The organism is Pseudomonas sp. SWRI81, assembly GCF_014268545.1.
GTDB lineage: Bacteria > Pseudomonadota > Gammaproteobacteria > Pseudomonadales > Pseudomonadaceae > Aquipseudomonas > Aquipseudomonas hamedanensis.
The window spans coordinates 35,670-48,639 of the sequence record NZ_JABWQS010000002.1; the positions used below are offsets into that span (position 1 = coordinate 35,670).

General features: G+C 60.8%; 9 protein-coding genes. 4 read left to right on the top strand and 5 right to left on the bottom strand.

Annotated features, from left to right (window positions below):
- Window positions 1-192: 192 nt before the first annotated feature.
- Window positions 193-2,001 carry a sodium-extruding oxaloacetate decarboxylase subunit alpha gene (gene oadA, locus HU765_RS01635; RefSeq protein WP_186546155.1) on the bottom strand — a complete coding sequence of 603 codons (1,809 nt, stop codon included), beginning with the start codon at window positions 1,999-2,001 and terminating at the stop codon, window positions 193-195.
- Between the two features lie 11 nt (window positions 2,002-2,012).
- Window positions 2,013-3,428 carry an acetyl-CoA carboxylase biotin carboxylase subunit gene (locus tag HU765_RS01640; protein ID WP_186546156.1) on the bottom strand — a complete coding sequence of 472 codons (1,416 nt, stop codon included), beginning with the start codon at window positions 3,426-3,428 and terminating at the stop codon, window positions 2,013-2,015.
- 190 nt (window positions 3,429-3,618) lie between these two features.
- On the opposite strand from HU765_RS01640, the gene HU765_RS01645 reads away from it, so the two are divergent.
- Window positions 3,619-4,581, top strand: a complete 963-nt coding sequence (locus tag HU765_RS01645; protein ID WP_186618801.1) for a LysR family transcriptional regulator — start codon at window positions 3,619-3,621, stop codon at window positions 4,579-4,581.
- On the opposite strand, the gene HU765_RS01650 is transcribed toward HU765_RS01645, so the two are convergent.
- The 3 genes from HU765_RS01650 to HU765_RS01660 all read right to left on the bottom strand — a co-directional run bounded on the left by HU765_RS01650 (window position 4,523) and on the right by HU765_RS01660 (window position 8,804).
- Window positions 4,523-4,726: a hypothetical protein gene (locus HU765_RS01650; RefSeq protein WP_186546158.1), complete on the bottom strand. Its 204-nt coding sequence runs from the start codon at window positions 4,724-4,726 to the stop codon at window positions 4,523-4,525. The genes HU765_RS01645 and HU765_RS01650 overlap by 59 nt on opposite strands.
- A 210-nt stretch (window positions 4,727-4,936) precedes the next feature.
- Entirely contained in the window at window positions 4,937-5,803 is an 867-nt protein-coding gene (gene hexR, locus HU765_RS01655; RefSeq protein WP_007962240.1) for a transcriptional regulator HexR, read from the bottom strand.
- Window positions 5,804-5,930: 127 nt separating this feature from the next.
- A complete protein-coding gene (locus tag HU765_RS01660; RefSeq protein ID WP_186618802.1) occupies window positions 5,931-8,804 on the bottom strand; it encodes a GGDEF domain-containing phosphodiesterase in 2,874 nt (957 codons plus the stop codon).
- Between the two features lie 258 nt (window positions 8,805-9,062).
- Here HU765_RS01660 and uvrD point away from each other — a divergent pair, with 258 nt between their 5' ends.
- The 3 genes from uvrD to HU765_RS01675 all read left to right on the top strand — a co-directional run bounded on the left by uvrD (window position 9,063) and on the right by HU765_RS01675 (window position 12,955).
- Window positions 9,063-11,246, top strand: coding sequence for a DNA helicase II (uvrD, locus tag HU765_RS01665; protein WP_186618803.1), 2,184 nt, complete (start codon window positions 9,063-9,065; stop codon window positions 11,244-11,246).
- A gap of 290 nt (window positions 11,247-11,536) precedes the next feature.
- Entirely contained in the window at window positions 11,537-12,412 is an 876-nt protein-coding gene (locus HU765_RS01670; RefSeq protein ID WP_186546161.1) for a Tim44 domain-containing protein, read from the top strand.
- A gap of 135 nt (window positions 12,413-12,547) precedes the next feature.
- A complete protein-coding gene (locus HU765_RS01675) occupies window positions 12,548-12,955 on the top strand; it encodes an SMI1/KNR4 family protein (protein ID WP_003187120.1) in 408 nt (135 codons plus the stop codon).
- Window positions 12,956-12,970 lie beyond the last annotated feature (15 nt).

Sequence of the window (12,970 nt, forward strand, 5' to 3'; positions counted from 1 at the left end):
CGCGTTACTGTGTAGGAGTGAGCCTGCTCGCGATAGCGGTATATCAGACGATAAATCATTGACTGACACGACCCCATCGCGAGCAGGCTCACTCCTACAAGGGGATCTGCGTAATAGCGGCAAAATCGCAGGCAAAAAAAAGGGGAGCACATGCTCCCCCGAGGTTTAAAGCGTTGGATCGCGGCGGTTATCTCAGCCTTCGATCTCGATGAGAATTTCGCCCGGATTGACCCGGTCACCCTTGGCCACATGGATCGCGGCGACCTTGCCGGCAATGGCGGCCTGGACTTCGGTTTCCATCTTCATGGCTTCAGTGATCAACACAGCCTGGCCAGCCTTGACGGTGTCACCCTCCTTGACCAGCACATCGACGATGTTGCCCGGCATGGTGGTGCTGACGTGGCCCGGTGCCGAAGCCTGTTTGCGTTTGCTGCTGCCCCCGCCGACAAATTCGTTGAGTGGCTCGAACACCACTTCTTCCGGCATGCCGTCGATGGACAGATAGAAGTGACGCTTGCCTTCGGCCTTGACGCCGACACCGGTGATGTCGACGCGGTAGGTTTCGCCGTGGACGTCGATGACGAACTCGGTCGGCACGCCTTCACCGCCCACCGAGGCAACCGCGCCCGCTTCCGGAATCGGCAGCAGCACTTCGGGTGTAAGCGTGCCGGCAGCGCGCTCTTCGAGGAACTTGCGGCCGATGTCCGGGAACATGGCGAAGGTCAGCACGTCTTCTTCGGACTTGGCCAGTGCACCGATGTCGGCACGCAGCTTGGTCATTTCCGGTTTGAGCAGGTCCGCCGGACGCACGTCGATGACGTCTTCGCTGCCGATCGCCTGACGGCGCAGCTTCTCGTTGACCACACCCGGCGCCTTGCCGTAGCCGCCCTGCAAATAGAGCTTCACTTCGTTGGTGATGGTCTTGTACCGCTCACCGGCCAGCACGTTGAAGAACGCCTGGGTGCCGACAATCTGCGAAGTCGGGGTCACCAGCGGCGGGAAGCCGAGGTCTTCACGCACCCGCGGGATCTCCGCGAGCACTTCAGCCATGCGGTTCAGGGCGCCCTGTTCTTTCAACTGGTTGGCGAGGTTGGAGATCATCCCGCCCGGCACCTGGTTGACTTGCACGCGGGTATCGACGGCAGTGAACTCGCTTTCGAACTGATGATACTTCTTGCGCACCGCATAGAAGTACAGACCGATTTCCTGCAGCAGTTCCAGATTGAGACCGGTGTCGTACTCGGTGCCCTTGAGCGCGGCGACCATCGATTCGGTGCCCGGATGGCTGGTGCCGGAAGCGAAGCTGGAGATTGCGGTGTCGATGTGATCGGCACCGTTTTCGATCGCTTTAAGCTGACACATTGCCGCCAGGCCAGCGGTGTCGTGGGAGTGGATGAACACTGGCAGCGACTGTTCGGCTTTCAACGCGCGCACCAGTTCACCGGTGGCGTATGGCGTCAGCAAGCCGGCCATGTCCTTGATCGCCACCGAATCGCAACCCATGGATTCCATTTGCCTGGCCTGCGCCACGAAGGCATCGATGGTGTGCACCGGGCTGGTGGTGTAGGCGATGGTGCCTTGCGCATGTTTGCCGGCCGCCTTCACCGCTTCGATGGCGACACGCAGGTTACGCACATCGTTCATGGCATCGAAGATGCGAAATACATCGATGCCATTGACCGCAGCCTTGGCGACGAAGGCCTTGACCACGTCGTCGCTGTAATGGCGATAACCGAGCAGGTTCTGCCCGCGCAGGAGCATCTGCAGGCGTGTGTTGGGCAGCGCCGCACGCAGTTGGCGAAGACGCTCCCACGGGTCTTCCTTGAGGAAGCGCACGCAAGCGTCGAACGTCGCGCCGCCCCAGCATTCCAGCGACCAGTAGCCGACCTTGTCGAGCTTGTCGCAGATCGGCAGCATGTCTTCGGTGCGCATGCGGGTGGCGAGCAGCGATTGGTGGGCGTCGCGCAGGATGGTGTCTGTTACGAAGATCTTCTTGCTCATTCGGGTATTCCTCACAGGCCTGCGTGGGCGGCGATGGCGGCGGCGATGGCCAGGGCCAGCTCTTCGGGTTTGCGCTTGATCGAGTAGTTGGTCAGTTCCGGGTGGCTTTCAACAAAGCTGGTGTTGAACTGGCCGCTGCGGAATTCCGGGTTGCGCAAGATTTCCTGGTAGTACGCGGCGGTCGTTTTCACACCTTGCAGACGCATGTCGTCGAGGGCGCGCAGGCCACGGTCCATCGCCTCTTCCCAGGTCAATGCCCAGACCACCAGCTTCAGGCACATCGAGTCGTAGAACGGCGGAATGGTGTAGCCGGTGTAGATCGCCGTGTCGGTGCGCACGCCCGGACCGCCGGGAGCGTAGTAACGGGTGATCTTGCCGAAGCTTGGCAGGAAGTTGTTCTTCGGATCCTCGGCATTGATGCGGAATTGCAACGCGAAACCACGGTGCTGGATGTCTTCCTGCTTGACCGACAGCGGCAAGCCGGAGGCGATGCGGATCTGCTCGCGGACGATGTCGATGCCGGTGATTTCTTCGGTGATGGTGTGTTCCACCTGCACCCGCGTGTTCATCTCCATGAAGTACACCTCGCCCTCGGCGAGCAGGAACTCTACGGTACCGGCATTTTCGTAACCCACCGCCTTGGCCGCCCGCACCGACAGGTCACCGATATAGGCGCGCTGTTCCGGAGTCAGTTGCGGACTCGGTGCGATTTCAATGAGCTTCTGGTTGCGCCGCTGGATCGAGCAGTCACGCTCGAACAGGTGCACGACGTTGCCGAAGCTGTCGCCGAGAATCTGCGCTTCGATGTGCTTGGGATTGACGATGCATTTTTCCAGGAAGACTTCCGCCGAACCGAACGCCTTGGTGGCCTCGGAAATCACCCGGGGAAAGTTCTGTTCGAGTTCTTCGCGACTGTTGCAGCGGCGGATACCACGGCCGCCGCCACCGGAAGTGGCCTTGAGCATCACCGGGTAACCGATGCGGTCGCCTTCGATCAGCGCCTCCTCGATACCGGCAACGTTGCCTTCGGTACCAGGCGTCACCGGTACGCCGGCCTTGATCATGCTGCGGCGCGCTTCGGTTTTGTCGCCCATGCGCCGGATGACTTCCGCCGACGGGCCGATGAATTTGATACCACGCTCGGCGCAGATTTCCGCGAGTTCGGCGTTCTCCGACAGGAAACCGTAGCCGGGGTGCAGCGCATCGCAGCCGGTTTCCACCGCCAGGTTCACCAGCTTGCGCGGGTTCAGGTAGCCGGCCAGCGGCTCGGCACCGACACTGTGGGCCTCGTCCGCACGCTTTACATGCAAGGCATGGCGATCGGCGTCGGAGAAAATCGCCACCGAGCGAATGCCCATTTCGGCGCAGGCTCGTACGATTCGTACGGCAATCTCACCACGGTTGGCGATCAGGATCTTTTTTATCACTTGGAGGTTCCCTTGAGCCGGTGGCACCACGACCTGCTAGACCCAGGTCGACGCGTGACCAAATGTTTCAATTCAGTCGCAGGCCCACACTAGCGCTCACAAGGGATTAACAAAAATGAATAAAAATTGGGTCAGGCATAAGTAAACACTTATAGTTGAAGCATCCGCCTCTGCCAAGAGCCAGAATAAAATGCGTAAGTCCTTGATGCGTATGACGTTGCGTCAGTTGCAGATCTTCAATGAAGTGTGCGATTTACGCTCTTACAGCCGCGCCGCCGAAGAAATGTCGTTGACCCAACCGGCCGTCAGCCTACAGATTCGTCAGCTCGAAGAGCTGATCGGCCAGCCATTGTTCGATTATGTCGGCAAAAAACTCTACATGACCGAGGCCGCCGAAGCCCTTCAGCGCGCCAGCCGTGACATCTTCGGGCGGCTGGAAAACCTCGATATGCAGCTTTCGGATATGCAGGGCTCGCTACAGGGTCAGCTGAAACTGGCGGTGGAATCCAGCGCCAAATACTTCGTGCCGCACCTGTTCGCCGCTTTCAAGCGCCAGCATCCGGAAGTGAACCTGCAACTGACCGTGGTCAACCGTGGCCAAGTGATCCGGCGCCTGTCGGACAACCGCGACGATCTGGTGATCATGTCGATGGTGCCGCAGGACATGGGCCTGGAATTTCTGCCGTTTCTCAACAACCCGATTGTTGCGGTGGCCCGTCCGGATCATCCGTTGGCGCATCTGGGGCCGCTGCGTCTACAGGACCTTGAGCCCTACACGCTGTTGATCCGCGAGTCTGGCTCAGGCACGCGGCTGGCGTGCGAAGAGTATTTCAAGGAAAAGCGCGTGCATTTCACCCAGACCCAGGAGGTGGCCTCGGCCGAAGCTCAGCGCGAATGCGTACTGGCGGGTCTGGGCCTGGCGCTGTTGACGCGCCACGCCCTGAACCTGGAGCTGGCGACCGGCGGGCTGGTCGAGCTGCCGGTCGAAGAGTTGCCACTGCTGCGCAGTTGGTGCCTGGTGCAGGCCAAAGCCAAACGGCTGTCACCGGTGGCGCACGCCTTCCTGGCGTTTATCCGCAGCGAGCGCACGCTGATCAGCGCGTTGGTTGAGCGTTTCGACGGGAAGCTGCGGGCGCTGCCTGCCAATGAGTGATCTCGGGAAAATCGCCGATTTCAGCCTGAAGCTGGCGAAGTTCGAAGCGATCCTCAATCGCGCGGCGAAATTCCATGCGGCGCTGGTCTTCCTGCTGACGGCGGGTTTTCGCGGCGCTGTTGCGTTCTTCGTAGGGCTGAGCCATTTCGAGTCTCCCAAGGCGATGACGGGAGTTTCAAGATAGGCAGACAGGATGACGGTTTGGCTGCGCCGGGGTTACAGACTGATGAAAGTTTCGCAGATAGCCGATCCATTGTGGCGAGGGAGCTTGCTCCCGCTGGACTGCGCAGCAGGCCCAAAATTTCAGGGCCGCTGCACATAACAGCGGGAGCAAGCTCCCTCACCACAACAGCGGTCAGTCATCCAGCGCTTTCACGGCTTTGGGCGACAAGCGCAAACTGCGCAAACTGCGCTTCACACTCTTGAGGTGATTGACCAGACTCGGCCCACGCGCCATGGCCACGCCCATTGCCAACACGTCGATCACCACCAGGTGGGCAATCCGCGAAGTCAGCGGCGTATAGATCTCGGTGTCTTCGTGCACATCGATCGCCAGGTTCACGGTCGACAATTCCGCCAACGGCGTCTGGCTCGGGCAAAGGGTGATCAACGACGCTCCGCTTTCACGCACCAGATTGGCGGTAATCAGCAAATCCTTGGAGCGCCCCGACTGGGAAATACAGATCGCCACATCGGTCGGCTTCAAGGTCACGGCCGACATCGCCTGCATGTGCGGATCGGAATACGCCGCCGCTGTCAGCAGCAAGCGGAAGAACTTGTGCTGCGCATCCGCCGCCACCGCACCCGACGCACCAAAGCCGTAGAATTCGACCCGCTGGGCCTGGGACATCAGCGTTACCGCACGCTGCAGCTCCACCGGATCGAGCTTCTCGCGAACCTCCATCAAGGTGTGCAGCGTGGTGTCGAAAATCTTCAGGCTGTAATCGGCGACAGAGTCGTCTTCGTGGATCGCGAACTGGCCGAAGCTGGCCCCGGCCGCGAGGCTTTGCGCCAGTTTCAGTTTCAGATCCTGAAAGCCCGAGCAACCGATGGCGCGACAGAAACGCACGATGGTCGGCTCACTGATACCGACGCTGTGGGCCAGATCGGCCATGGAACTGTGCATCACGGCCGCAGGGTCAAGCAGCACGTGGTCGGCGACCTTGAGCTCCGACTTGCGTAACAGGTGACGTGACTGGGCGATGTGTTGCAGCAGATTCAAGGGGCTGGACTCTTCTTATGGGCAGGGATGTAGCACGCTTGTAGTTATACTACATGAATTGGCATTTTGCCTGCTCAATGCGTAACTCGATGTCCCCGAATCAGGCATGATCAAGTGCATGTAGCCCTTAAAACGGATTGAGCTGTTCACGCAAAATCCCGGCCAGCCCAGCGGCCTCCACGGGACGGCTGATCAGATAGCCTTGCACCTCATCGCAGCCTTCGGCGCGCAAAAACGCCAGCTGATCTTTGCGTTCGACGCCTTCGGCCACCACTTTCAACGACAGCCCGTGGGCCATGGCAATGATCGCCCGGGTGATCGCCGCGTCTTCGCTGCCCTCGCCCAGACCGCGGATAAAAGCCTGATCGATCTTCACGTAATCCACCGGAATCCGCTTGAGGTAGCTCAAGGACGAATAACCGGTGCCGAAATCGTCGATGGCCAGTTTCACCCCCAGCTCACGCAATTGCCGGAACGTCGCAATGATGTGCTCGACGCTGTCGAGCAAGTGACTTTCAGTCAGTTCCAGTTCGAGGTAGTGCGGCGCCAGACCGGTTTCCTCCAGGACCTGGCGCACCAGACTGACCAACTTGCCCTGACGCAGTTGATGCACCGACAGGTTCACCGATACGCGGATCGGCGCCAGCCCCTCGCGCTGCCATTGGCACGCCTGCCAGCAAGCCTGACGCAGGACGAACTCGCCAATCGGCCCGATCAGCCCGGTTTCCTCGGCCAGCCCGATAAAGTCCCCCGGCGGGACCTGACCCAGCGTCGGATGGTCCCAACGCACCAGCGCTTCGGCGGCATTCATGCGCCCGGTGGCCAGGCACAACTTCGGCTGATAGAACACCTTGAGGTGTCTGTCTTCAATGGCTTTGCGCAGCTGATTCTCCAGTTGCAGACGCTCCAGCGTGCTCGCTTGCAGACTGTCGGTGTAAAACTGGAAATTGTTACCGCCCAAGTGCTTGGCATGTTGCATGGCCATGTTCGACTGACTGACCAGTGCGGCAATTTCCCGCGCGTTGTCCGGCAACAGGCTAATGCCCATCGAGGCACTGACCACCAATTCATGCCCGTCGACGCTGAGTGGCAGACGCAACTTGGCCGATAACCGCGTCGCCACCCGGGCCAGGCTGGAAAGATTGCCGTAAGCATCGAACAGCACCGCAAACTCGTCGCCGGACAAGCGGGCGATGGTGTCGGCCTCGGGCAACGCGTTAACCAGTCGACGGGCCATTTTTTGCAGCAACTGGTCGGCGATTTCGTGGCCCAGACTGTCATTGAGCAACTTGAAACGATCCAGGTTGATGTGCAGCAGCGCCAGACTGCGCCGCCCGCCCTGCCGAACCCGCTGATGGGCTTCGTGCAGGCGCTCGCGGAACAGCGAACGGTTGGCAAGGCCGGTGAGTTCGTCGTAGTGGGTCAGGTAGCGCATCCGCTCTTCGGACTCGCGCCGAGCCGAGAGATCAGCGAAAAAGCCGACGATATGGCTGACATTGCCTCGGCTGCCGCGCACGGCATTAAGTTGCAGCCATTGGGGATACAACTCACCGTTCTTGCGCGTTTCCACCAGTTCGCCCTGCCAAGTGCCGTGCTGCTCCAGCGCGTGGCGGATCGCGACGTAGTGACGGCGGGCATCGCGACTGCACGGCAACTCGACGACGTTGCGCCCGAGCATGTCGTCGATTTCATAGCCGGTGACGCGGCTGAAGGCCTGATTGACCGCAATCAGCGCGTAATCCGGGTCCAGAATCACGATGCCTTCGCTGGCTGCCTCGAACACTGTGGCCGCCAGCCGCTGCTGCTCTTCCAGGCTTTTGCTGGCGCTGATATCGCGACGGGTGCCGACCATGCGGATCACCCGACCGCTGTCGCTGCGCTCCACGGCACGACCGCGGTCTTCGATCCACACCCAGTGGCCGTCGCCATGGCGCAGGCGGTATTCGACTTGATAGTCCTCCGTGCGCCCCTTCAGATGTTCGACCAGCGCGAACTTGAGTGACGGCACGTCTTCGGGGTGCAGTCGCGGTTTGAGGTCGCGCAGCAGCGCCGTGACGTATTCCGGGGCAAGGCCGAACAGTTCCTGAATCTGCGTGTGATGGACTTCGTCGGTTTGCAGGTTCCAGTCCCACAGCCCGAGTTCGCTGGCCTTGAGTGCCAGTGCCAGCCGCGCTTCGCTTTTGCTCAAGGCCTGGTTGGCGGCATCGAGTTCACGGCTGCGCTGGGCCACGCGGTCCTCGAGATCGACCTGCGCTTTACGCAACTGCGCTTCTGCGCAACGGCGCTGTTCGACCTCCTTGCCCAATTCCTGGTTGAGCTGTTCGCTGCGCGTCTGCGCTTGCTGCAAATGCTCGATCAGGTGTTGATTCTGGAAACGCCGCAGCAATCCGCGATCAATCAGTCGATTGACCTGCCACGCCACCACACTCAGCGAGCCGAGCAGAATCAAGCCGAGCCAGCCCCAGCCACGCGCCTGATCGTCGCCGCCCCAGAACAGATAGCCGATCGCCGGCAGCAGGCACGGCAAGGTAAACGACAGGAATGCCGGCAGACTCACCGCATAGGCGACGCTGGCCGACAGGGTCGCCGCGCCAATCAGGCCGAATACCCAGGCTTGCTGGATAAAATTGTCCGCAGGCACCAAGGCGATGCCCGCACCGGCCAGGGTCAGACCGGTCAGGGTCGAGCCGAGCAGGAACATGCGAAACCAGATTGGCTGGGCCTGGCGCTCGGGGATCGCCGAATCGAACGCGGCCACCTGTATCACCCGCAATGCGACGAGCGACAGCAACCACACCAGCCAGACACTGACCACGAAGTAGCGCTGCGGGCTCCAGAGCAAAGCGGCGCAGATCAGACCATTGATCAACATGAACAGCGTGGGCAGCAGCGAGCCCTGATACAGCAGTCGCGTACGCTCCACCGCCATTTCGACGGCATAGTGCTTGCGGATCACCCGGGGTTCCACGAAGGGGCCCGACAGTTCGGCGCTGAGGGTCATGGGCAACGTTCTTGTTCTTATAAGGAAGGGCCTGCGCCCGAAACGTGGACGGAGCATACACAAGGCGATCCCGTTGCCAAACTGCTGCAGATCAGAATTTGCGCGAAATTTCCCGCTGCCCAGGCACCGCTTCAACCCCTCAAGCGAGACGGGCCGAAGCCTGCAGCCAGTGACCGACCGGTCGTCCTCGACGGCGCTTTCATCGGCTAATGCAAAGCTCGGTTTGCCCGGGCCTGCGGCGCACCCTAGAATGCCCGGATGCGCGATGATCTCTCCCTTCTGCTGAACTCCCTCAACGATGCCCAACGCCAGGCCGTAGCGGCCCCCGTTGGCCGTCAGTTGGTCCTGGCCGGTGCCGGTTCCGGTAAAACCCGAGTGCTGGTGCACCGTATCGCCTGGTTGATCCAGGTCGAAAACGCCTCGCCTCACTCCATTCTGTCGGTGACCTTCACCAACAAGGCCGCTGCCGAGATGCGTCACCGCATCGAGCAGTTGCTGGGCATCAACCCGGCCGGCATGTGGGTCGGCACCTTCCACGGCCTCGCGCACCGCCTGCTGCGGGCACACTGGCAGGAAGCGGGCCTGAGCCAGACCTTCCAGATTCTCGACAGCGACGACCAGCAACGCCTGGTCAAGCGGGTGATCCGCGAGCTGGGCCTGGACGAGCAGCGCTGGCCGGCCCGTCAGGCCCAGTGGTTCATCAACGGACAGAAAGACGAAGGTCTGCGTCCACAGCACATTCAGGCCAGCGGCGACTTGTACCTGGCGACCATGCGCGGCATTTACGAAGCCTACGAGGCAGCGTGCCTGCGGGCCGGCGTGATCGACTTCTCCGAATTGCTGCTGCGCGCCCTCGACCTGTGGCGCGACCACCCCGGCCTGCTCGCGCATTATCAGAAGCGCTTCCGGCATATTCTGGTCGACGAGTTCCAGGACACCAACGCCGTGCAGTACGCCTGGTTGCGCCTGCTCGGCAAGGGCGGCGACAGCCTGATGGTGGTCGGCGACGACGATCAGTCGATTTACGGCTGGCGCGGCGCGAAGATCGAGAACATCCATCAGTATTCGTCTGACTTCCCGGACTCCGAGACCATTCGCCTGGAGCAGAATTACCGCTCCACCGCCGGGATCCTCAAAGCCGCCAACGCCCTGATCGCCAACAACACCGGGCGCCTGGGCAAAGAGTTGTGGACCGACGGCGGCGATGGCGAAGCGATCAACCTGTACGCCGCGTTCAACGAACACGACGAAGCGCGCTACGTGGTCGAAACCATCGAAAGCGCGCTGAAAACCGGTCTGGCCCGTAGCGACATTGCGATTCTGTACCGCTCCAACGCCCAATCACGCGTTCTCGAAGAAGCCCTGCTGCGCGAGCGTATTCCGTACCGCATCTATGGTGGTCAGCGCTTCTTCGAACGGGCGGAAATCAAAAACGCCATGGCCTACCTGCGCCTGCTCGAAGGTCGCGGCAACGATGCGGCGCTGGAGCGGGTAATCAACGTGCCGGCCCGTGGCATCGGCGAGAAAACCGTCGAAGCGATCCGCGAACATGCGCGCCACAGCGACGTGTCGATGTGGGAAGCGATGCGCCAACTGGTCGCCAACAAAGGCCTGACCGGACGCGCGGCGGGCGCCCTCGGCGCCTTTATCGAGCTGATCGAAAACCTCGCCGCCAAGTGTGCCGAGATGCCGCTGCACCTGATGACCCAGACCGTTATCGAGCAGTCCGGCCTGATCGCCTACCACGAAGCGGAAAAAGGCGAGAAAGGCCAGGCCCGGGTGGAAAACCTTGAGGAACTGGTCAGCGCCGCGCGCAACTTCGAGAACACCGAAGAAGATGAAGAGCTGACACCGCTGGCCGCGTTCCTCGGCCACGCTTCGCTGGAGGCCGGCGACACCCAGGCCGACGAACACGAAGACAGCATTCAACTGATGACCCTGCACAGCGCCAAAGGTCTGGAGTTCCCTTACGTGTTCCTGGTGGGCATGGAAGAAGGTCTGTTCCCGCACAAGATGAGCCTGGAAGAGCCGGGTCGCCTTGAGGAAGAGCGGCGCCTGGCCTACGTGGGCATCACTCGGGCGATGCAGAATCTGGTCATGACTTATGCGGAGACCCGCCGTTTATACGGCAGTGAAACCTACAACAAGGTCTCGCGTTTCGTCCGTGAAGTGCCGAAAGGCCTGATTCAGGAAGTTCGCTTGTCGAACAGTGTCAGCCGCCCGTTCGGCGGCAACCAGTCGATGAGCGGCAGCAACCTGTTCAGTGGCAGCGAGATCCCGGAAACCGGCTTCAGCCTCGGTCAGACCGTGCGCCACTCGATCTTCGGCGATGGCGTGATCCTCAACTTCGAAGGCTCCGGTGCCCAGGCGCGGGTGCAGGTGAACTTCAGTGAAGGCAGCAAGTGGCTGATGCTCGGCTACGCCAAGCTGGAAGCCATTTAAAGCCCAACTCGATTGCTTTTCTGTAGGAGTGAGCCTGCTCGCGATAGCGGTCTGTCTATTATCAATGTATTGACTGACACACCCTCATCGCGAGCAGGCTCACTCCTACAAGAGGCCGTTATCTTTCTGAACCAATCGTCTTTTCCTACAGCCAAAAGTACATCGGCCGATTGCCTCGCCAAGCTGAACGCAACCTGTCAGGCAAAAGCCCGAAACACTCTCTCGCTAGCCAGTAACACTTCAGCTGTGCAACATGACGCGCGAGTCTCCACAAAACGGGAATACCTTTTATGAAACGTTTTCTTAGCATCGCCATGGCGTTGTGCATCGGCCTGACGATGAGCCTCGACGCCAACGCCAAGCGCTTTGGTGGTGGCAAAAGCGCCGGCGCTGCGCCGACGCACCAGACCAGCCAGATGGCTCCTTCTTCTCCAGGCGTCGGCGGCGCTGCCGCAACCGCGGGTGCTGCCGGTGCCGCGGGCACTGCGGCCAAGGCCGGCGGTGCTTCGAAATGGCTCGGCCCGCTGGCCGGTATCGCCGCCGGTGGTCTGCTTGCCTCGATGTTCATGGGCGGCGGTTTCCAGGGCATGCAGATTTTCGACATCCTGATCATGGCCCTGATCGCGTTCGTGATCTTCCGCTTCATCGCCGCCCGTCGTCGCAAGCAGCAGGAGCAATTCGCTCCGGCCGGCGCGCCGATGCAACGTGAAGCCTTCGAGCAGAAGCCTGCTGCCATGGGTTCGATCTTTGGTGGTTCGGCCGCGCCTGCTGCCGCCCGCCCAGTGATCAACGCACCGGCGTGGTTCAACGAGCAGAACTTCCTTGAAGCCGCGCGTAGCCACTTCCAGTCGCTGCAGCAGCACTGGGACGCCAACGAAATGGACAAGATCGCCGAGTTCGTGACCCCGCAAATGCTCGATTTCCTCAAGCGTGAGCGTGCGGACCTGGGCGAGGGCTTCCAGTCGACTTACATCGACAACCTGCAGGTGCAACTGGACGGCGTCGACGATCGTGCCGACAAGACCATCGCCACCCTGACCTTCACCGGTGTTTCGAAAACTTCGCGTTTCGACCAGGGCGAAGTGTTCAGCGAGAGCTGGAACATGGAACGTCCGCAGGGCGAGAACCAGCCTTGGCTGGTGGCCGGTATCCGCCAGAACGGCTGATCTCCACCTGTGCTTCACTAGCGGTAACAGACCCCGGCCCAGGCCGGGGTTTTTCATTTCACGGTTGCATCTATAGCGAGCTACTGTATAAACCGGCCCATATGAACCGCGCCATCAAGCAAGAGGATCCCGGACGTGGAAGAAATCATCGAACAACTGCGCGAAGCCAACGAACCCGTGCCGGTTCCGCTGGAGTTGCCTGACGAAGACCTGCTGGTGGAAATCGAAGAACAACTGTTCATCGATATCCCGTTTGTCTTCAGGGAGTTTTTGCTGACGGTCAGCGATGTGGTGTACGGCAGCCTGGAACCGGTGACGGTCACCGACCCGCAATCACACACTTACCTGCCGGACGTCGCCGCCAATGCGTGGGATGCCGGAGTCGATCGCAGCCTGATCCCTATCTGCCAGGACGGCGACGATTACTACTGTGTCGAAGAAGACGGCACTGTGGTGTTGTGGCAGGCCGAGGAAGAGCTGATTGCCGAAGAGACCTGGGAATCGGTCTGGCACTGGGCGCGGGACGTCTGGCTGGAAAGCTGATTCGCCTGACGCCCC